We start from the raw sequence: 20,169 nt of genomic DNA, 5'->3' as shown, positions 1-20,169 counted from the left end.
AAATTCAGTAAATGACTGCCGTAAATTACTACCCTTCACAACATAATGATATGTACCTTATATTATTTATCTTTACACTGATCAAAATTAGCAGAAAGATTTAATTTGAATTTCTCCATAAGCTCCACTATTACCATTTTTTCTTCACTAGTAAATTGCGAAAACGGGACAGACAATAATTCAATTCCACTGCGTGAAACGGCCTTAATATGCTCCTCCCCTTTCTCATTTAACACGACCATTTTGGATCGCCCGTCTAAGGGGTCAGTTTGACGCTGTACGAGGCCTGACACTTCCATACGATCAATCATTTGCGACATCGAACTTGAGCGTACCTCCAGCTTTTCTGCTAACTCACCGATCGTGCAAGGTCTTTTCCATAATATCCGTAAAATAAACCATTGCGTCTTTGTAATCCCATGTGGCAGCGCTTGATCACGAACATTCCTCTTCATCATCCTGCTGACATACTGAACGCTGTCCATAAACCGCTCTAAATAATCTGCATCTTTCATCATAGAACACCTCTTTAAAAAATATTATATAGCTATCCTAATTAAAAATGCAATCGCTTTCTTCTTCCGTTTTGCTTTTTTTATAATTTTGAATATCCATTTCCCTTTCACTGATTAGAAACATTATGGTCAGTAAAATAGACTGCTGAGAAAATTCTCAGCAGTCCATTTACAATAATACAGATTATTTTGTTTTGTTGAATTGAATCTTCATCGCCTTTGCAATTAATTTCGGTATATCAGTATTTTCATGCAAACCACTAAATAATTCAGAACCTGGTCCATATGCATAAAGAGGGATATCAACTCCTGTATGGGCAGAGCTTGTCCATCCTACCAGCGCCCTTTCGGATACAACATCGTTGATTGCCCCATTTGGATTAGTAGCTGTTTTAATTTTTTCCACTTCTTCAGCGGAAAGATCAAGATCTGTGAATTTCTTAACTATTTCTTTAACATTACTGCGGTTATCATTCAATTGACTTGCCATATAATCACCAGTAGCAGTAACATTTCTAAGAATTTCTAGATTTGCAGCGTATTCGCCATAACCTCCAACGGACATTCCACCTGTATCATGGTCTCCAGCTATGACGACAAGTGTTTTCTTGTCTTTTTTGGCGAAATCTACCGCTCTCTCAACCGCCTCTTCAAATGCCTCAGTATCCTTCATTGCCCAAGCGGCATCATGAGCATGACCCGCCCAATCAATTTGGCTTCCTTCTATCATTAAGAAGAAACCGTCTTTATCCTTATTGAGAATATTCAAAGCGGTATCTGTCATTTCAGCTAGGCTCGGCTGATCGGTTTTGTCTCTGTCCAGTTCAGGCGCCAGGGCATCTTCAGCAAACAATCCAATCAGTTTCTTTGATTTCTTAGCTTTCTGTAAATCATTTTTATCACTGATAATATTATAACCGCTCTTTTTTGCTTCATTTAACAGAGAGTCAGGAAAGTACTTTTTCCCTCCGCCAAGGATGACATCCACATCATTTTCCAGGAGCTGGGGTGCGATATCAGCTTCGTCTGCACGGGATGCAACATGGGATGCAAAAACAGCTGGAGTAGCATGTGTAATTGTGGATGTAGCTACAAGTCCCGATGATTTACCAGTCTTTTCAGCAGCTTCTAATATCGTTTGTAATTTTTCTCCTTCTGGGGAAGTACTGATCATACCATTATTTGTTTTTTCTCCTGTAGCCATGGCTGTTCCAGCAGCTGCAGAATCTGTAACTTCCGAATTAGCAGAATATGTACGGTGCATTCCTACTAACATAGAATCCATTGCGGATTCCTCGCCTTTATACCATCGATAATTTGTTGCATATGAAGCGGAGAAACCATCTGGAATCAGAAAGATCACATTTTTTGCCTTACCACTATTGATTGCAGGGTGTGCATCCACACTCGATGGTTGGAAATCAGCACCAAGCAATATTCCAATAATAAGTGTTGATACAGCAACAATGGAAATCACTTTCTTTTTTAACAAGAATTTCATTTTATCCCTCCTTATAATATGTACAACACCAATCATATAACAGGATTATTAAGACCTCGTTAAAATAGTGTGACAATTTTACAGATTCAGAAAGATGAAGCTAAAGGATTATTAAAATATATTTTTCAACTATTATTGAGTGTCCTTTTATCTATATCGATTACTTTTTTTATATTAAAAGTTTGTATCCTTTAGCTTTATTAGCTAAAAGGAACGTAATAACCAATACTTTGTACATGACTATCATTGGATAAATATTACAATTATTACAATTGTTACAACACATTCTATTAATTCTTTTACCTTTTGGATAACATGCATCCAATCACAAAACACCGTTTTATAATTCAAACGGTGTTAATTTCCCTTTTTCCCAAGAGACATCCATACTCAATCTACATATTCTCTTCCGCTTCACCATTATTACCTTCTTTAAGATGCATTTTATGCCATGTCTCTGCACTCGAATGGATGATTTCATTAAGTCTGAATTTATAATGTTCCAATTCCTCAATTACATAAGAACGGGGGTCCCTTCCTTGTATATAGAATGTTAAGTCTCGTTGAAGCTCTAATAGCTCGATATACGCCTTGCCGTCCTTTATCCATAGTTCCTTATAATTATAAAATCCGTCTGCAAAATTAATCACAGTGACAACTGCTCCTAGAATAATAGAAATATTTATGAATAAACTCCCCACATTGAAGCCTTTTAGCCCAAGAAAAGTAGTAATGCTCGCAGAACAAATAACGGTGACCAATTTAAGGTAGAATGCCTTTTTTTTATGTCTATTTTTCCTGTACTCAAAAACTTTAATGTTTTCCTCAATTTCCTTTTGCAAATAAGTTGCCTTTTCAATGCCCATCTGAGTTCGCAACTTCCTTTCAAGATAAAATAAGGTTTGCATAGATGAAATGACCGCTATGGTTTATCTCCGAACCTCTTTGTATTTTATTCTTTGAAAGTGGATTTTGTTTTTACTTTTAATCGGTACGAACTCAAGCTTTATGACTAAATGTGTTTTCACATGACCTTTTACCCAATTTTAACCACATTGATATTGCTTTAATATTCACAAAAATATATCATTATAAAAAAAGGGAGATATTAAATGGCATTATTTCTTAAAAGAAAAGAGTTCACCATTCCGGAAACAGGTATTGATTCTATCGAGACACTTTCCTTAGGTGGAGTAGATCAGACAATCCTCATTCAATCTGTTAATCCAACTAATCCTGTTCTGTTGTTCGTTCATGGCGGACCTTGTATGCCGGTCCCCGGTGTTGTATCTCGCGGTCAAGATTATGCCGTATCCACTACAACCAAGGAACTGGTGAAACATTTCAATTTAGTACTTTGGGATCAAAGGGGTGCGGGAAAATCATTTAATAAAACGATTCCACCTGAATCGATGAGGGTGGAGCAGTTTGTTAGTGATTGCAATGAATTGATTGATATTCTCAGAGAAAGGTTTAATCAAGAAAAGATCTATCTTGTCGCTCACTCTTGGGGTAGCATTATCGGATTATCCATTGCATCAAGATATCCCGAAAAACTCCATGCCTATGTAGGTATTTCCCAAATATTGAATTGGACGGAAAACGATCAATTATGCTATGAATGGGTGAAGAAAAAAGCTGAGGCAAAAGGGGATAAGAAAACGCTGAAAAAATTGGATGAAATCGGCAAGCCGCCCTATGTCAGTAACGTCAAAAACTGGTTAGACTTTCGTTCTCCATTGATTAAATACAACTCAATGATTTATACAAGTGAGACAGTGAAACACCCAGGGATGATCGGTGGTTTCAAGTTATTTTTATTTGCATCTGATTACTCATTAAAAGATATTTTTCATACTTTTTATAGCTCTTATAACAAAACATATACACAAAGTTTAATCGAAGATTTTGCAAAAATAGACTTCAATTATTCTTTGAAAAGGATAGATACGCCCATTTATTTTTTACATGGAAAAAAAGATGTACATGTGAACGGAAAGCCTGTACAAGAGTTTTTTGAAAGATTAGATGCCCCTTTTGGAAAAGAAATGGTCTGGTATGAAAATTCTTCGCATATGTTTCATCCGGAGGAAGCAAAAGAAATTGAAAAATATATTATAGAGAACGTTAAAAATAGCGAGCAGTAATGCAACACTGCTCACTATTTTTCAATTAGTGGATCATTCTCTTTGCTTTTTTTATAAATATAAACGAGAATGCGCAAATGATAGCGAGATATAATTCAATGACCCATAAGCTTTTAATATGACCCGTTTGGTAAAACGCCAATGGATAGTCGATCATAGCATGAATGAGAATAGCATAGATCACATATGAAAATTTCTTTTTTACAACTGCCAGTAAAACTAATAAACTTAAAGCAATTTGCAAGAAAACAGCGAAGAGTCGTTCTACAGATGCAAGCAAGTAAAAGGATACTCCTTGGCTCAACACTGTTTCTTTTAGCGTAGCTAATTGATCTGCGGGAATTTGCCCAGCTAATTCCGACTCAAAAGTCCCTGCATTGATGAAAAAAGCGAATAAAATATTTGGTACAAATATCATAAGCATTAACAAAACTCCCTCAATGCCTCCCCACCCTATACCAAAGGAAATTCCGCCTTTATAATCAAGGTATTTTTTCAGTAGCCATGTGAATAATATGAATCTCCCAATCTCTTCAAATACTCCCGCTGCCATTCCACCATATAATCCGAATAACCATGGATGGTCCGCATAGTTGGGGAAGCTAGTTATCACTATTACGTGTAATACCTTTTCTAAGATTTGTGTAAATACAATAAATCCGATACTACCAATAATCAATGGTTTTACATAAATACCTGTTTTCTTTTTATAAAACAAAATCAGCCCGGCAAATAATAAGAATGAAAATACTATCGGAACAAACATTGAGATGATCGTAGCATTACTGACCACATTGACCCCTTCTCTCTTTTTTAAAGTGTTAATGCTTTATTCTCAACAGTTGAAGCTGTTTCACCAATCTTTGTTTCCTTCCATTCATTCAGCCATGAAGCAAGATGCATCGTAAGTTCTGGATGAATCGGTTGTCCGATTGTTTTTATATAATCCTTTTTGTAGGTTGAAGCGGAAAGTGGTGTAAGCTGTTCTTTTAATCCGTGATCCATATTTTCTACTAAAATACACGTTGAGCTTCCTTGTACATTTTCCGGTATTCTTTTTAAATATTCCGCACTTGCTTGAAAATCCTTTAAGCCGTTTATCGCCAATACAGGACATCTAACCTGCTTAAGCGCTTCAACAATATTAAAGGCAAAATGTTCACGAAAGTATTTTGCAGGCATTTTAATAAAACCTATTACCCTAATTACATCTTTATTCGATGACGTCATTTTTTTATACGTCCCTTGTGCTTGCTTTTCACCTTTTTCAAGCGTGTTAAACGTTCTAATAATAAATCCTTGTAAGCCTTTTGCCTCTCTTAACTCTTTATATAATTGTTGTCTTTGCAAGTCTAGACATTCACGCATCCCTGCGCCTCCACCTGCCAGGAGAATTAATCCATTGACTGGTCTTCTTTCAGATAATGCCGTCCCGACCATGCAACCTTCACTATGGCCCAAAATAAGAACTCGATTCGGATCAACTTTAGGATTGGACGCCAAAAACTCAAGGGCATTTTCCGCATCCGTTACTGCATCCCAAAGCCCTGCACTCTGAAAATCTCCTTCACTTTCACCAATCCCACGTTTATCATATCGAAGAGTGACAAATCCTAATGAGGCAAGAAAGTCAGACAGATCCTTATATAAATTAAATTTAAATTTCCCTTTAACAGCACTTCCATCTCGATTTAACTTGCCTGAACCCGAGAGAAATAAGACCGCTGGGAGCTGGCCATCTTCCGTTTCAGGAAAAGTCATTGTACCCTTTAACATAACATCACTTTTAATGCTGACTTGTTCATATTTCATTTGAATTTCCTCCTGATTAATTAAGATAATGTACCTACTTCCCAGCTGCCTATTGTTTTCTGTCGTCATTATGGTTGTTAATATGCGCTTTCGTCTCTTTTCCTCTGCCTCATCCCAAAAATAAAATAGTAAAATATTCCCTTGATTCAAAGATTAATATATGTTATTTACTTAAAATTACCATATTTTTTTTAATTACACACTCTTTTTCCACCGACATTTTTCACATGATTAAGGTCCTGTTTTCAATGCATTGATAGCTTTATAACAAATAAGAAAACGAGTATAGAAGTCCGTTTTCTAAATGGATAAGATATAAGCGAATTACTGTGTAAAAATCTTGTAAAGATACGCTATTTTTTCCCAAAATTAGACAATAGGTGATATGATGGGTTGAATATTGGAAGTGAGTTTTATGAAGTTAGGAGAAGATCGTTTTGATATTAAGACGGAACATCAAACCATTTGCGAAGAAGTTAATCATCTATCTTTTGATTACTTTGCTGCCAACCATAGTTATTTGTACTATTTTGACAAAACAGCAAATGAAAGAAATTACATACGAATATAAAAACGAAGCTCAATGGAATGCGAATCTTCATGCAAAAAGTATAGAGAACTTTATCGGTGAAACAGTTGGTAGATTAGAAATGCTGACTACACTGATCAATATCCAGCATAATAACTTGGATCATGTAGAAGAAATATTAAGGGAAACGCACGCAATGGATAAACGCTTTTCTGGGTTCTATTGGGCCAATCCCGAAGGAGACTTACTTTTCGGTTCTAATTCTCTTTCCTCGGTGAATGTTAGTGATCGTGATTATTTTCAAAAGGCATTAAAAACAGGCAAAACGAGTTTTTCTAATGCACATATCGGGCGTGTTACAGGGCGCTTTATCATTACAATTGCCAATCCTGTGAGCGACAATGGTGATGTGAAAGGTGTTCTCCTGGCTAGCTTAAGACTGGATGAATTAGGAGCTTCAATGAAGGATTTATTAAACGATGAAATGATCATAGTAACAGATCATACTGGCGAAACAATCATTGAGACGGTTTTTTTGGCTGCTGGAGATCATTCAATAGATTTTAGTGTTGATTTAATCCCACTGCCTTGGACTATTACGGCCAAAGTGATTCCCGATGAGGACGACTTATACGGAAAGACCATTTTTTATAACTTTTTCATTGTCTTTTTCATCATGAATATATTACTTTTATTTATCCATTTTATTCGCCTAAAATATAAGGTAAAGAAGGAAAAAGAACAGAATGAATATCAAAAGCTAGAGTTAATTGGTAATCTTGCTGCTAGTACCGCCCATGAAATTCGCAATCCTTTAACTGGAATAAAAGGATTGATTTCACTGCTTAGCGAAGAATACAAGGATAAGAAAGCTCAATACTATTTCGAAGTAATCCAAATGGAAATTACTCGAATTACTACCATTGTGAATGAACTACTACTGCTTGGAAGACCTACCGCTTACACATTACATACGAACAATGTGAAAGATATATTAAAAGAAATAGAACCCATTATTCAATCAGAAGCGCATTATATGAATGTTGATGTCTCTATGGAGTATCCTCTTTATGATTTGCCTATTTCATGTGTAAAAGATCAAATAAAACAAGTATTTCTCAATTTATCAAAAAACGCCTTACACGCTATGCCTAACGGTGGAAAACTAACCATTTCACTCCAAAAGCATGCTGATTCCTGTATCATTCAAGTGGTCGATAATGGAAAAGGAATTCCAAAAGAGATTTTGGATCAAGTATTTAATCCGTTTTTTACTATGGATAAGGATGGATCCGGGTTAGGATTAACTGTCTGTAAACGTATTATAGACTCATATAGCGGAACTATTTCTATCCAAAGCACCCTTCATAAAGGAACTCAGGTGGAAATTCGTGTCCCGCTTTCAAAAGAAGTTTAACCTATACAACCATTTCTGATGGTTGTATTTTTTGTATAAATAGGAAATGATACCCGTATTCGAGGATAGAGTTTCCCTCTATATACAGTATTCTGGAATAGTTAAAAAATTTAACATTTTCACACAAATAGCCGAATGAGAAAATTGTTTTGCAATATAAATCGATTAAAAGTATTATAGTAAAAGAATAAAGGAGGTTACTCACGTGTCAACGTTTAATAAACAGAAAATTGTAGAAAGTGTCCCGCAAAAAGGTTTTTTTGGACATCCTAAGGGATTGCTCACCCTTTTCTTTACTGAGTTTTGGGAACGTTTCTCGTATTACGGAATGAGGGCAATCCTTGTTTATTATATGTACTATGAGGTGTCAAAAGGCGGATTGGGGATTGATAAGTCAACCGCGCTTGCCATTGTATCTATTTATGGATCACTCGTGTATATGTCCGGAATTATTGGTGGCTGGTTGGCCGATAGGGTTTTCGGAACGTCAAGAGCTGTATTTTATGGTGGAATATTTATTATGTTTGGCCACCTTGTCTTAGCTTTACCTGGAAGTTTAACGATGTTCTTTATTTCGATGGTTCTGATTGTCATTGGGACAGGCTTGCTGAAGCCTAACGTTTCCAGCATGGTAGGAGATATTTATAGTGAAGAGGACAATCGCCGTGATGCTGGATTCAGCATTTTCTATATGGGGATTAACCTTGGAGGTTTTATTTCTCCATTAATTGTCGGATCTGTTATGAAATATAGTTTCCACTTAGGTTTCGGTATCGCTGCCGTCGGTATGTTTTTAGGATTGATAGTGTTTATTGTTACGAAGAAAAAGAATCTCGGTCTTGCCGGCACTTATATAGCAAATCCACTGTCACCAACTGAAAAGAAAAAGGTTTTCACCAAGTTTGGTTTGGGTGCTGTTATTGTCGCTATCTTAATCGCAGTGGCAATTCCAATGGGCCTACTAACAATTGAAACCTTCATTGCGCTTGTAGGAATTCTTGGGTTTCTAATTCCAGCAATTTATTTCTTTGTTATGTATCGCAGTCCGAAAACAACAGCAACAGAGCGTTCACGGTTAATTGCTTTTATTCCGCTTTTCCTGGCTTCTGTTATGTTCTGGTCGATTCAAGAGCAAGGGGCAACCATCCTTGCTAATTATGCAGACGAGCGTACACAATTAGACTTTGCAGGATTACATATTTCACCTGCTTGGTTCCAATCTTTAAACCCATTATTTATTATCGTTTTAGCACCTGTATTTGCATGGCTTTGGATAAGGCTAGGAAATCGTCAGCCTTCAATACCACAAAAGTTTTCTTTAGGTTTATTGTTCGCTGGCATCTCATTTATTGTTATTCTTTTACCAGGTTACTTTGGGGGCACGCATTCACTAGTAAGCCCAATATGGCTTGTTCTTAGTTATTTAATTGCCGTAATTGGAGAATTATGCTTATCACCTGTTGGACTATCTGCAGCCACAAAATTAGGGCCTGCTGCCTTCTCGGCGCAAACGATGAGTTTATGGTTCTTATCAAACGCCGCTGCCCAGGCACTTAATGCACAAATTGTTAAATTCTATTCACCTGCAACCGAAACACTATATTTCGGTACGATCGGCGGAATTGCGATTGTTCTTAGTATTCTCCTTTTCGTACTATCGCCTAAAATTCAGGGCTTTATGAAGGGTGTACGTTAATTAGATTGTATGAAAAGACGAAAGGCATATTTAATTGGCCTTTCGTCTTTTTTTATGGCTACTTTTGAATCTAGCGATTCTAGCACCGATGCAAGCCACTCAGGCACGAATGCGAGCCACTCAGCCGCGATTGCGAGCCACTCAGGCACAAATGCGAGCCACTCAGACCGATTCAAGCCACTCGGGTACGGATACGAGCCACTCGGGCACGGATGCGAGCCACTCAGCCGCGATTGCGAGCCACTCAGGCACAAATGCGAGCCACTCAGACCGATTCAAGCCACTCGGGTACGGATACGAGCCACTCGGGCACGGATGCGAGCCACTCAGCCGCGATTGCGAGCCACTCAGGCATTTTACTTATTCTTTATCAGCTTTTGTAAGTCTTCCAGCTCCAACTTGTATGCTCGATTTTTGCCTTCTCCAAAAAAATTTAAATTCAATGAGCGTAATAACTTGGAGGATATAGAACTTGAGATTTGAAAAAATGAACTACATTGTTTGCACGATATTGTTGGACCAATTAATAATCGATAATCGATCAGTGCCTGAATATGCGCATTTTTACTCGTATAACTACATATAGTACAGTCCCATACTCGCTGACGCTTAGTCATGGACAGATTATTACATTGGTCACAGTATATCCCTGTTAGAATCTCACCCTTCCCTATTTGAAACTGTTTTAAAATATCAGGATCAGAAGGGGTGTGCATGCCGATCAGCAGGCGGGAAAGTTTTTGCATTTCTTTTTTCTCAATCAGCTCCTTTTGGTATGAATTATTAACGTCTCCAAATCTTTGCCGAATTGCAGCGGGACGAATTACGTTTTTAGCTACGGCGGAGTATTGGGGATTGGGTTTGATAATGCTGGACGGGTTCGTCATGGCAACAAATGAAGTGCTCGGGAGTTTTATTTTACAGTGGTTTTCGATTAGTTCATCAAGATTGTATTGCTGGTTTTCCACTTGTTGAATAGGGTTCGGATAGGAATCTTCTTTTTCATCGAGCGTACGCAATAATTGATTTTGATCAATAAATATTGTACCGGCTATATTTTTTGCTTCTAAAATGATGAAATATTGCTGTGATAAGAGGAGGATGTCGATTTGAAAGAAGGAATCTTTTGAAAGTGGCAATCGAAGGTCTTGAAAAATAAAATGATTTTTCTGGGGAATTTGAGCAATATGATAATCTAGTGCCTGTTCTCCGCGGAATCCAGCATAACGCATCGCCAACTCCTCTTCAATGCTCTTTCTTCGCTGATGTTTTAATGATAGTCGTCTCAATAGTGCTTCTAGCTTCAAGATTATTACGGGCATTTCCCTCATTTTTTTAATCAATTAATCACCTCGTTTAGCTGATATTAAATCATTTCTACAAACTTCCCTTTATTCCTCCTATATATTATTTTTTGAGCAACAATTGACCATCTAATTATATCTATTCAATCAATTTCTCAAAAATAAATATAACTGCCATTGAATTATATTTCTTACGTAATTTTTTTGTCTGATTTTCCCAAGATCATAATCATTTATTTTAACTCTCTCATACTCTCCATGATTTGCTCCTTTAGCTACTAATTCATAGGGCCTAAATCCTTTTTTAAAATAAAAATGTCCTCTTTCAAATCATCAGAAACATAGAAGCCTACCATCAGCCAAGATTAAGAGCAGTAAGTTACGGGGAGATTTAGTAAAAACCTAGAAGGCTTTACTTTGATGTTTTTGGGTATTAAAAAAAGAAGGCTTTTTACCAATTATTCTAGAATGATTACTATGATGGACACCAAGAAAGCAGCAACACAAATCTTCAACAACTAAATCGTTTAATGGAGGGCATGTTCATGAGTAAAAAAGTGTTAATTATTACAGGTGATGCAGTAGAGGCGCTAGAAGTGTTCTATCCTTATTATCGTTGTTTAGAAGAGGGATTCGAAGCAACCATCGCTTCACCTTCCGTTAAAAAGCTGTATACAGTGAGTCATGATTTTGTGGAAGGAACAGAAACATATGTCGAAAAGCCAGCCTATGGATTAGACTCTCATATAGCCTTTGCCGATGTGATGCCATCTGAATATGACGGATTGATTATACCAGGAGGACGGGCGCCAGAATATATTCGATTAGATGAATCAGTTCCAGCCATAGTTCGCCATTTCTTTGAGGAAAATAAACCTGTTGGAGCTATCTGCCATGCAGCACAGGTGCTTTCCGTTGTACCTGATCTCATGAGGGGAAAAGAATATACTGCATATATTGCCTGTAAACCTGATGTGCAAGCTTGTGGCGCTAAGTATATTGAAGAACACTTGCACGTCTACGAAAACCTTGTATCCGGTCATGCTTGGCCTGATCTGCCAGGGTTTATGCGTGAATTTATAAGTTTATTAAATAAATGATAGAGTTGAAGGCCTTTTCTAATTGAATATGGAAAAGGCTTTTAAATTATGCACATTAAACCTCACTTACTCCTGGTTTAGCCCAAATAACATGAAGCATTTTAAAGTAGTGGCTTTCCACGCGATCAATGGATAACCCCGATTCTCGAATTAGTTCTGGAATATTGCGTGTTTGATGACATCCGATCATACGGTATAATAGTGGATCGAGGGCTTTTTGAACTGTTGAAACCACGAAGTTTGGGCTAATACCGTGCTCCATTAGCAGGATTTTCCCATTTGGTCTGCACCAATCTTGAATTTTTTTCAGCATCATTAAAGGGTTCTCATAGCTACAAAAGGATAGTGTGGAAACAATCGTATCAAAAGAATCATGAGGAAAATTCATCTTTTCAATTTCGGAACAGATGAAATCTGTTTCAACACGATATGTTTGTGCGGTATGCTTAGCTATGTCTAGCATTGCTTCGCTAAAGTCGATTGCTGTTACCTTAACTCCAGCTGAATAGAATGAAAAGTTAGCACCCGCTCCGACGGCAAGCTCAAGCACTTCACCCTCTGCATGACTGATTAGATTTTCCCGCCACCTTCTTTGCTTAGCGGTTTCTTTATTTTTTTCATATTTTCCTGCTTGTCTGTCAAATATACGAACTAGTTTCTCTTTTTCCATCTAATCCCCCCCTCCTAAATATAATTCAACACCTTTCATTACATACCTCTCTTTTTACTCTAAAAATGCGTTTTTTGAAATTTTGCCATTTTCAGTGCTTATAGATTGACCTAGGGACTACCTGATGAGGTATTGTAATAGTGTGTATTAAAATTAAGGGGGATTTTACTCGTGAAATACTATCCAATTAAAAACACTAATTTAAACGTTTCCAATATTATTATGGGTAATATGCGAATCACGCAGCTTTCATTATCCGAGATTGAAAATTTAATTCGCACGGCTTTGGATGAAGGAATTAATTTCTTTGATCATGCCGATATTTATGGCGGCGGCGAGTGTGAAGAACTGTTTTCAAACGCTATTCAAATGAATGCGGACATCCGCGAAAAAATGATATTGCAAAGTAAGTGCGGAATTAACACGAAGGACAACTATTTTGACTTCTCAAAGGAGCATATCCTAAAGTCTGTTGACGGTATTTTAAAACGTTTAAAAACTGACTATCTAGATATTTTACTTCTCCATCGTCCAGATCCATTAATGGAACCGGAAGAGGTTGCAGAAGCTTTTGATGAATTGCATAATAGCGGAAAAGTAAAGTATTTTGGGGTTTCAAACCATAATCCAGCTCAAATTGAACTACTGCAAAAATATATATCTCAAAAACTGGTAGTAAATCAATTGCAATTAAGCATTGCACATACGCCTATCATTGACTCAGGCATTGCTTTAAATATGAATATTGACCAATCTGTTAACCGTGACAGCAGCATCTTGGAATATTGCCGTCTCAATGATATTACAATCCAAGCATGGTCACCTTACCAGAATGGCTTCTTTAAAGGTCCATTCCTGGGTGATGTTGAGAACTTCCCTGAGTTAAACGAAGTCATTGACAATATTGCTGAAAAATATGAAGTGACAAATACTGCGATCGCTACTGCATGGATTACTCGCCACCCTGCCAATATCCAGGTAGTACTTGGAACGACCAATGCACAGCGATTGAAAGACGCATGCAAGGGCTCCGACATTCCGTTGACAAGAGATGAATGGTACAAGATTTATAAAGCAGCGGGGAATATCGTTCCTTAAATTAATCAGGCTGCCAAATAAGTCCCTAAAATAAAGCAGGTGGAGAAAAACAAGTTGTTTTTCTCCACTTGCTTTTGTATTATTAGGGCCGTCCCCTGATATTACGGTGTGCGTCCTCATAAGTAATCTTATGAAGACAGACTTCGCCTAATTTCATGGTGCTCTGTCTTCGTATCAAACCTTTATGCCTGAATCTTATAAACGACTTTACTGACCCTTTCTTCTAACTCCTTATGTGCGCCTACTAAATGGGCATCTTCTGGAAAACAAATAAGTGCGAATCCTTTTTCTAAGTATCCGGAGAACTTACTGTCTGTAGACACATCCCCAAAGAAAATATCATTTTCGCTATCATATTCACTTTTATTCGTTAAAAGCTGCAGGTTCGCTACTTCAACATATTCCTTTCCTTCCAAAACTATGTGGATATCTATGTATTTCTTATGAGCTTCATATCTTTTTTCTCTCAGTAAAGTGGTATGAAACGCAATTTTATTTTTTTGAAAATCGATCGATTTATTTTCTTCTTCAATCAATCCTGCAACAATATCTTGAATGGCACTATTTAATTTTTCGTTGTTAAAAGTGTACTGACCTAAATTTTCAATTTTGTCGTAAATCATGCGGCATTTCTCCTCTTATTCATAAAATCCATACAGTGTTATTTTAGCACCCCAAGTTTAATTAAATAATACTTTGTAATCGCTAAATATTCCCTTGAATAGGACCTCGGGATTGCTATCAACGGGGTCTCTGCAGGAAGCCCTGCTAGATCAAGCCCTATATCTCGAGCAATATTGATTGATCGGTATATGTGAAAGCTATTGGTGACGACCACTCCTGTACTGGCCTTTCCAGGTATGAGTGCCTTTGCGTATGCGATGTTCTCGTATGTATTTGTCGATTGATCCTCCATGACAATCCGATCCTCATGGATTCCCTGCTTCACCAGCTCCCTTTTGATTGACTCGGCTTCAGAAATATCTTCGTTATGGCCTTTACCCCCGGAAGCGATTGCAATGGTGTTTTCGTTCTCCTTTAAATACTGGGAGGCTGCATCAATCCGGGCCTGGAGTGCAAGCGAAGGGACCGAACCTTTCACCCTTGCACCAAGGACAATAATATAATCCGCATTTTCTGGTGCTTCCAGCTTGCTGTATTGACTCATCTTTAATTGCAGGGCTCCAAAATAGACAATGACCAATGCCATAAAAATGCTGAACAGCAGAATAATTTTTTTCTTCATTTTTTCAAATCCGTTCTGATTTTAAATGTGGAGGAAAACAATGTTTTCACTTTGATACGTTATTCTAATTTCCTAATTTCATCGAGTGCTCACGGTTTCCTGCTAAATCTCGTATATTTATGCCTATTCAAGTAAAACATACAGTGGATATCCTGAACAAGGAGGAAATAATGAATATCCAGCGCGCGCAAGAAATAATTGATTCGCATGTCATGATAAACGTAAATTACCATGGGATACCCGTTTATATTAAAGAGGTCCATAATAAAACGGCAACCATTTTTCCTCTTGATGAGATGGAAAATGAACAAGAGGTAGATTTGAACGGTTTAATTGAAGAAGGCCTATAAATAAATTTTACGGAGGATTTTTTCATGAACAGACTAAGAGCTGAGGAAATCGCACAATCACCCGATTTACAACATGTTACTTATAACGGGATTCCTATCTATATCCAACGTGTTAACGAAGAAAATGAAACAGCCCGAGTTTTTGCACTAAATGACCCACAAAATGAATTTGACGTACAATTAACAAGTCTTCATGAGAAGTAAATTTCCTTAAAGAAGGGGTACCGTTTCTGAAAGCGGTGCCCCTATTTATAACCATTGTTCATTCCTCATGATTCTCAATCCGTTTAATAAATTCTTCTGCAGCACTGTATCCTTGCTGCTTGAGGTACCAGTTATTTGCCGCTGCTTCAATTAACCCTACAACATCTCTTCCAGGTTGAAGCTGAATCTCTATATGAGGAATCCGAACGCCCATATATTCCTTATATTTAGTTTTAATCTCTAATTCATTATTCAATGAGTTTTTCTGCCACTTTGTTAGTTCAATATCTAGCGCGATCCGCGTTTCATCCTGAAATGCTTTTCGACCATAAACGCGAACCACATTCAACAGTCCTACACTTCTTAGTGCGAGAAATTCCTTATTCTTCATATTGTGTGTACCAAGAAGGGTTTGATGACTGAGTTTTTTTAACACAACGATATCATCTGCCACAAGTCGATGCCCTCTGCCAATTAATGTGTGCGCCGTTTCGCTTTTTCCTACCCCCGAATTGCCGCGCAGTAAAATGCCCATTCCGAATACATTGACACAAACCCCGTGAATCGCGACTTCTGGTGCCAAAGCTTTTGTCATATAGGCATCAAGTTTTGCGATAAATTCATAGGCGGATTCATTTGTATGTAACAACGGAATCCCTTCTTCTTCGCAATATCGCTTCAAATACATCAGGCCTTCCTGCTCGTCTGTGACGATGAAACAAGGAGGATGGTATTTTACAATATTGCCTATCCGTAATTTGCGTTCATCGTGGGTTAATGTATGTAAATAGGTAATCTCATTTTTGCCCAGTATCTGAACATGTTCCATTGGAAAAAAGTCAAAATATCCAATGAACTCCAATCCTGGACGATGCGATTTCGATTTTGTAACGATTCGATCTAATTGATTTTCCCCGGCTAATACTGCCAATGAAAATGTATGAACTAGATTTTTAACAGTTAATGACTTCACTACCATCCTCTCCGTCCCAATTGGCCTCTAATTCAGAATTGTACATCAATATAGGAAATTAGTCACCCTACAAATCACTATTATGCTTGATTTAGAACATAAATATGGAAAACCGAAGTTCTTAAAATCAAAATTGGCTGGATGATTTTGTTCCTATTTCTATTAAAATGCTAGATTAGCAATATTAAACCCAATTTACCAATATTATCTATTTGTAATTCCAATGAAATATTCATGTAACATTTCACTGTTATACTGATGCTACGATTAAAAACAAAGGAGACTACTAATTTGAAAAAAATCGTAATTTCAATGATGACAGCATGTTTTCTAATCTTTGGTATTTCTGGAGTTTCACAGGCATCGGCTGCGACTACTACATATAAGGTACAAAAAGGCGACTCATTATGGAGCATTGCTACTAAATATAAAGTGACTGTAAACCAACTTAAAAGCTGGAACGGTCTTAAAAAAGATATAATCAAGCCAAAGCAAGTTTTAAAGATTACTAAACCTAAAGCTACGGCCACGAAAAAAACAACGACTAGCAAAAAAGTAGTGAAAACTACTAAAAAGGCTAAATACAAAACTTTGACGGTTAAAGCAACGGCTTATACTGCGGGCTGTAAAGGCTGCAGTGGAATTACCGCTACCGGCATTAACTTAAAGAAAAATCCTAACGCAAAAGTCATTTCCGTAGATCCAAAAGTGATTCCACTTGGAACAAAGGTCTATGTTGAAGGATACGGAGAAGCAATCGCTGGTGATACTGGCGGCGCTATTAAAGGAAAGAAAATTGATCTACACATGCCTACCAAAAAGAAAGCTTTTAATTGGGGCGTAAGAACAGTGAAAGTAAAAGTTTATCGATAAATACTTAATCCCGAATGCTGATTAGCATTCGGGATTTTTGTTTACATACGGTAAATATTTATTCCAATTCGAGTTGCTTCGTCTCTTTTCCTAAGAACAATACTGCGAGGACACCAATCACTATTGCAATACAGAATATCCCGAAAACGTAGCCGATGTCGTATTTTGCTGCGACAAGGGAGCCAACTAATAGCGGTCCCAATACTCCACCAACACGACCGGCAGCTGCAGCCATACCCGCCCCAGTTGCGCGGATGATTGTCGGGTATTGCTCCGGTGTATAGGCATATAATGCGCCCCACGCTCCTAAGTTGAAAAATGAAAGAAATATTCCGGAGATGAGCAGCACCATGGTTGTGTCAGCATTCCCAAAGATTAATGCACTGGCGGCTGTACCAAGCATGTACGTAGCTAACACAAATTTCCGTCCCGCTCTTTCAATAATCCATGCCGCTGTAAAGTAACCTGGTAGCTGTGCAAGCGTCATGATTAGTACATATTCAAAACTCTTAATGAGACTAAAACCTTTCATAACCATCACACTTGGCAGCCAAAGAAACATGCCGTAATACGAAAATACAACCATAAACCAGACAATCCATAACATGATAGTAGCTTTTGCGTATTTTTTTGACCAAACATCACGGATATTTTGTCCAATCGATTGGGTCAAGTTTTTCTTTGCTGAATATTGCGGTGAGTCTGGGAGATTCCTGCGCAAGTAAATGGCATAAAATGCGGGTAATGCAGTTATAATAAGTGCGACCCTCCAACCGAAGGAAGGAATGATAAAATATGCGATGACAGCAGCGATAAGCCAACCCAGTGCCCAGAAACTTTCCAAAAGCACAACAACACGCCCACGCTCCTTTGCATCTACACTTTCAGAAACTAATGTCGATGCAACAGGGAGTTCCCCGCCAAGTCCCGCACCGACGAAGAAACGCAAAACCATAAATGCAGCCAAAGTCGTCGTAAGTGCCGACAACCCACTTGCAATCGAAAATAAGACTAACGTTAACATGAATACATTTTTGCGACCAAGCTTATCGGCAAGAATACCAAAAACGAATGCACCGACTACCATTCCGATTGAATTGATGCTCCCAATCCATCCCATTTGGCCAGGTGACAAATTCCAGTCAACCGCAAGTGCTGCGATGACAAAAGAAAGGATTCCGACATCCATGGCATCGAATGCCCACCCAGTCCCAGCTATACCTAGCAATTTATTGCGTGAAATGGAAGGTTGTTCTTTTGTTGTAGTTTTCATTATTAATCCCCTTGTCTTGACATATGTTGACCTATTCATTTACACATAACTATACACCCATGGTGATTATGTGACAAGAGCTAATTTGATGTTTTTATAATTCCATATTTCCCTTCTTCTATACATACTATGAATAGGAAAAGGGCTATCCTCGTTCGGACAGCCCTGATCATTTTATTTATCTCTTGCACTTATTTAGACAGCATTGTTAGAACAGTGTCCAATAATACGTTTACCCCTTTTTCGCAATCTTCCCAAGTGGTTCGTTCTTCTTCACAATGACTTTTCCCGTTGAGGCTAGGAACAAATACCATCGCAGAAGGAATAAAACTAGCCACAAATTGAGCGTCATGTCCCGCACCGCTCACCATTCTTTTATTTGAATATCCCAATGACTCTGCTGATTGTTCTAGCAAATTACAAATCTCGGGTTCAAACCAAACCGTATCACGGTCCCATAATTTTGTTGTCTTAACTTCACAGCCCTCGTTTAATGAAGATAGGCTTGGAAGTCCTTGTATAATCTCTTCTACTTGGGCGATGATTTCTGGATTTTTGTGCCGTGATTCTAGGGAAAAAACAACCTTATTCGGAATCACTGTGTGGATATTTGGAAAAGCGTTCATTCTGCCAACAGTGTATACTAATTCACTATCTAAAGCACCAAGCCTTTTGCGAATCTCTGTTATCAAATTATTAGCTGCAAAAAGAGCATCTTTTCTCATATCCATTGGGGTTGTGCCCGCGTGATCGGATTCCCCTATGATTTCAATTTCATAGCACACCATCCCTACTACACATTCAACAACACCAATAGAGAGTGACTCCTTTTCAAGAATGGGTCCTTGTTCTATATGCAATTCTAAAAAAGCTGAAGCTTCTTTTAGACGATTCTCACTTGCACCTGCATATCCACTGGAATTTAATGCTTGCTCAAATGTGATACCATCTGAATCTACTTTATTTAACATGGCGGTTTTCTCAAACTTACCTGAAATCACCCCTGATGCCATCATAGAAGGTTCAAATCTAGCACCCTCTTCATTTGTAAAATTAACAAGCGTGATTGGAATTTGCGGTTTAATCTTATTCTCTACCAAAGTTCTAACCACTTCTAAACCTGCCACTACTCCTAGCACTCCATCAAACCGGCCACCTTTTTTTACCGTATCCAGATGAGATCCTATGACAATCGGAGGTTTATTTTCTGTCCCTTCAAGCGTCGCATACATACAACCCATATCATCAATTTTGACTACCAGACCTAATTCTTCACAACAAGTACGAAAATAAGCTCTGACTAAACGATCTTCTTCTGATAATGACAACCGAGTTACACCATTATTTTCTGTACGGCCAAAGTTTGCAAATTTCTCAAGTTCATCCTTTAACCTTACTCCGTTTATCAATAATTTTTGTTTCTGCAAAATCAAACACTCCTTTTTAAATAACTTAAAATAG

21 protein-coding genes are annotated in these 20,169 nt (G+C 37.7%); 8 read left to right on the top strand and 13 right to left on the bottom strand.

The genetic code is table 11. The features are described from left to right. Positions 1 to 62 precede the first annotated feature (62 nt). From KHA88_RS10500 to KHA88_RS10490, 3 genes are all read right to left on the bottom strand, one after another. The gene (locus tag KHA88_RS10500) at positions 63 to 518 is read right to left on the bottom strand and encodes a MarR family winged helix-turn-helix transcriptional regulator (RefSeq protein WP_213098654.1); all 456 of its coding nucleotides are present in this window, start codon (positions 516 to 518) and stop codon (positions 63 to 65) included. A gap of 181 nt (positions 519 to 699) precedes the next feature. After that, positions 700 to 2,016, bottom strand: a complete 1,317-nt coding sequence (locus KHA88_RS10495) for an alkaline phosphatase (protein ID WP_213098655.1) — start codon at positions 2,014 to 2,016, stop codon at positions 700 to 702. Positions 2,017 to 2,411: 395 nt separating this feature from the next. Then, on the bottom strand, positions 2,412 to 2,882 hold the full coding sequence (locus tag KHA88_RS10490) for a DUF4231 domain-containing protein (protein WP_213121882.1): 471 nt from the start codon (positions 2,880 to 2,882) through the stop codon (positions 2,412 to 2,414). A 246-nt stretch (positions 2,883 to 3,128) separates the two neighbouring features. Here KHA88_RS10490 and KHA88_RS10485 point away from each other — a divergent pair, with 246 nt between their 5' ends. Next, the gene (locus tag KHA88_RS10485) at positions 3,129 to 4,163 is read left to right on the top strand and encodes an alpha/beta fold hydrolase (protein WP_213121881.1); all 1,035 of its coding nucleotides are present in this window, start codon (positions 3,129 to 3,131) and stop codon (positions 4,161 to 4,163) included. Positions 4,164 to 4,188: 25 nt separating this feature from the next. Here the strand turns inward: KHA88_RS10485 and KHA88_RS10480 are convergent, their stop codons facing one another. Both KHA88_RS10480 and KHA88_RS10475 read right to left on the bottom strand, forming a co-directional pair. Beyond that, on the bottom strand, positions 4,189 to 4,956 hold the full coding sequence (locus KHA88_RS10480; protein WP_213107616.1) for a YhfC family intramembrane metalloprotease: 768 nt from the start codon (positions 4,954 to 4,956) through the stop codon (positions 4,189 to 4,191). A 20-nt stretch (positions 4,957 to 4,976) separates the two neighbouring features. Further along, positions 4,977 to 5,975 (bottom strand): alpha/beta hydrolase, encoded by a 999-nt coding sequence (locus KHA88_RS10475; protein ID WP_213121880.1) that lies wholly within the window; start codon positions 5,973 to 5,975, stop codon positions 4,977 to 4,979. 437 nt (positions 5,976 to 6,412) lie between these two features. Between KHA88_RS10475 and KHA88_RS10470 the strand changes: the two genes are divergently transcribed. Together KHA88_RS10470 and KHA88_RS10465 are read left to right on the top strand one after the other, a co-directional pair. Further along, entirely contained in the window at positions 6,413 to 7,921 is a 1,509-nt protein-coding gene (locus tag KHA88_RS10470) for an ATP-binding protein (protein ID WP_213121878.1), read from the top strand. A gap of 205 nt (positions 7,922 to 8,126) precedes the next feature. Continuing rightward, positions 8,127 to 9,617 (top strand): peptide MFS transporter, encoded by a 1,491-nt coding sequence (locus tag KHA88_RS10465; RefSeq protein ID WP_213121877.1) that lies wholly within the window; start codon positions 8,127 to 8,129, stop codon positions 9,615 to 9,617. Here KHA88_RS10465 and KHA88_RS10460 read toward each other — a convergent pair. Beyond that, the gene (locus KHA88_RS10460) at positions 9,614 to 9,793 is read right to left on the bottom strand and encodes a hypothetical protein (protein ID WP_213121875.1); all 180 of its coding nucleotides are present in this window, start codon (positions 9,791 to 9,793) and stop codon (positions 9,614 to 9,616) included. The genes KHA88_RS10465 and KHA88_RS10460 overlap by 4 nt on opposite strands. 180 nt (positions 9,794 to 9,973) lie before the next feature. Then, the gene (locus KHA88_RS10455) at positions 9,974 to 10,960 is read right to left on the bottom strand and encodes a nuclease-related domain-containing protein (RefSeq protein ID WP_213121874.1); all 987 of its coding nucleotides are present in this window, start codon (positions 10,958 to 10,960) and stop codon (positions 9,974 to 9,976) included. Between the two features lie 506 nt (positions 10,961 to 11,466). Here KHA88_RS10455 and KHA88_RS10450 point away from each other — a divergent pair. After that, the gene (locus tag KHA88_RS10450) at positions 11,467 to 12,021 is read left to right on the top strand and encodes a DJ-1/PfpI family protein (RefSeq protein ID WP_213098663.1); all 555 of its coding nucleotides are present in this window, start codon (positions 11,467 to 11,469) and stop codon (positions 12,019 to 12,021) included. A 55-nt stretch (positions 12,022 to 12,076) separates the two neighbouring features. Here KHA88_RS10450 and KHA88_RS10445 read toward each other — a convergent pair whose 3' ends face one another. Then, a complete protein-coding gene (locus tag KHA88_RS10445; protein ID WP_213107611.1) occupies positions 12,077 to 12,691 on the bottom strand; it encodes a class I SAM-dependent methyltransferase in 615 nt (204 codons plus the stop codon). Positions 12,692 to 12,862: 171 nt separating this feature from the next. On the opposite strand from KHA88_RS10445, the gene KHA88_RS10440 reads away from it, so the two are divergent. Then, positions 12,863 to 13,789, top strand: a complete 927-nt coding sequence (locus KHA88_RS10440) for an aldo/keto reductase (protein WP_213107610.1) — start codon at positions 12,863 to 12,865, stop codon at positions 13,787 to 13,789. A gap of 182 nt (positions 13,790 to 13,971) precedes the next feature. On the opposite strand, the gene KHA88_RS10435 is transcribed toward KHA88_RS10440, so the two are convergent. Both KHA88_RS10435 and KHA88_RS10430 read right to left on the bottom strand, forming a co-directional pair. After that, positions 13,972 to 14,412, bottom strand: a complete 441-nt coding sequence (locus KHA88_RS10435; protein ID WP_213107609.1) for a YhcH/YjgK/YiaL family protein — start codon at positions 14,410 to 14,412, stop codon at positions 13,972 to 13,974. 38 nt (positions 14,413 to 14,450) lie between these two features. Continuing rightward, positions 14,451 to 15,035 carry a YdcF family protein gene (locus KHA88_RS10430; protein ID WP_213098667.1) on the bottom strand — a complete coding sequence of 195 codons (585 nt, stop codon included), beginning with the start codon at positions 15,033 to 15,035 and terminating at the stop codon, positions 14,451 to 14,453. A 170-nt stretch (positions 15,036 to 15,205) separates the two neighbouring features. On the opposite strand from KHA88_RS10430, the gene KHA88_RS10425 reads away from it, so the two are divergent. Both KHA88_RS10425 and KHA88_RS10420 read left to right on the top strand, forming a co-directional pair. After that, positions 15,206 to 15,385: an H-type small acid-soluble spore protein gene (locus KHA88_RS10425; protein ID WP_213107607.1), complete on the top strand. Its 180-nt coding sequence runs from the start codon at positions 15,206 to 15,208 to the stop codon at positions 15,383 to 15,385. Positions 15,386 to 15,409: 24 nt separating this feature from the next. After that, complete coding sequence (locus KHA88_RS10420) at positions 15,410 to 15,589, top strand: H-type small acid-soluble spore protein (protein ID WP_213098669.1); 180 nt, start codon at positions 15,410 to 15,412, stop codon at positions 15,587 to 15,589. Between the two features lie 58 nt (positions 15,590 to 15,647). Here the strand turns inward: KHA88_RS10420 and hprK are convergent, their stop codons facing one another. Further along, the gene (gene hprK / locus KHA88_RS10415; protein ID WP_213098670.1) at positions 15,648 to 16,562 is read right to left on the bottom strand and encodes an HPr(Ser) kinase/phosphatase; all 915 of its coding nucleotides are present in this window, start codon (positions 16,560 to 16,562) and stop codon (positions 15,648 to 15,650) included. A gap of 291 nt (positions 16,563 to 16,853) precedes the next feature. On the opposite strand from hprK, the gene KHA88_RS10410 reads away from it, so the two are divergent. Further along, on the top strand, positions 16,854 to 17,435 hold the full coding sequence (locus KHA88_RS10410; RefSeq protein ID WP_213098671.1) for a 3D domain-containing protein: 582 nt from the start codon (positions 16,854 to 16,856) through the stop codon (positions 17,433 to 17,435). 58 nt (positions 17,436 to 17,493) lie between these two features. Here KHA88_RS10410 and KHA88_RS10405 read toward each other — a convergent pair whose 3' ends face one another. Together KHA88_RS10405 and KHA88_RS10400 are read right to left on the bottom strand one after the other, a co-directional pair. Beyond that, positions 17,494 to 18,708 carry an MFS transporter gene (locus KHA88_RS10405; RefSeq protein ID WP_213107606.1) on the bottom strand — a complete coding sequence of 405 codons (1,215 nt, stop codon included), beginning with the start codon at positions 18,706 to 18,708 and terminating at the stop codon, positions 17,494 to 17,496. 191 nt (positions 18,709 to 18,899) lie between these two features. Next, a complete protein-coding gene (locus tag KHA88_RS10400; RefSeq protein WP_213107605.1) occupies positions 18,900 to 20,135 on the bottom strand; it encodes a Zn-dependent hydrolase in 1,236 nt (411 codons plus the stop codon). Between the last annotated feature and the right edge of the window lie 34 nt (positions 20,136 to 20,169).

The organism is Lederbergia citrea, assembly GCF_018343525.1.
GTDB classification, from domain to species: domain Bacteria; phylum Bacillota; class Bacilli; order Bacillales; family Bacillaceae_C; genus Lederbergia; species Lederbergia citrea.
This window is presented reverse-complemented; position numbering and strand designations above follow the sequence as displayed.

Coding starts and splice junctions, on each gene's coding strand:
- KHA88_RS10420 (WP_213098669.1), top strand. CDS start 15,410: ATGAACAGACTAAGAGCTGAGGAAATCGCACAATCACCCGATTTACAA.
- KHA88_RS10405 (WP_213107606.1), bottom strand. CDS start 18,708: ATGAAAACTACAACAAAAGAACAACCTTCCATTTCACGCAATAAATTG.
- KHA88_RS10500 (WP_213098654.1), bottom strand. CDS start 518: ATGATGAAAGATGCAGATTATTTAGAGCGGTTTATGGACAGCGTTCAG.
- KHA88_RS10475 (WP_213121880.1), bottom strand. CDS start 5,975: ATGAAATATGAACAAGTCAGCATTAAAAGTGATGTTATGTTAAAGGGT.
- KHA88_RS10425 (WP_213107607.1), top strand. CDS start 15,206: ATGAATATCCAGCGCGCGCAAGAAATAATTGATTCGCATGTCATGATA.
- KHA88_RS10450 (WP_213098663.1), top strand. CDS start 11,467: ATGAGTAAAAAAGTGTTAATTATTACAGGTGATGCAGTAGAGGCGCTA.
- KHA88_RS10435 (WP_213107609.1), bottom strand. CDS start 14,412: ATGATTTACGACAAAATTGAAAATTTAGGTCAGTACACTTTTAACAAC.
- KHA88_RS10490 (WP_213121882.1), bottom strand. CDS start 2,882: ATGGGCATTGAAAAGGCAACTTATTTGCAAAAGGAAATTGAGGAAAAC.
- KHA88_RS10495 (WP_213098655.1), bottom strand. CDS start 2,016: ATGAAATTCTTGTTAAAAAAGAAAGTGATTTCCATTGTTGCTGTATCA.
- KHA88_RS10445 (WP_213107611.1), bottom strand. CDS start 12,691: ATGGAAAAAGAGAAACTAGTTCGTATATTTGACAGACAAGCAGGAAAA.
- KHA88_RS10485 (WP_213121881.1), top strand. CDS start 3,129: ATGGCATTATTTCTTAAAAGAAAAGAGTTCACCATTCCGGAAACAGGT.
- KHA88_RS10430 (WP_213098667.1), bottom strand. CDS start 15,035: ATGAAGAAAAAAATTATTCTGCTGTTCAGCATTTTTATGGCATTGGTC.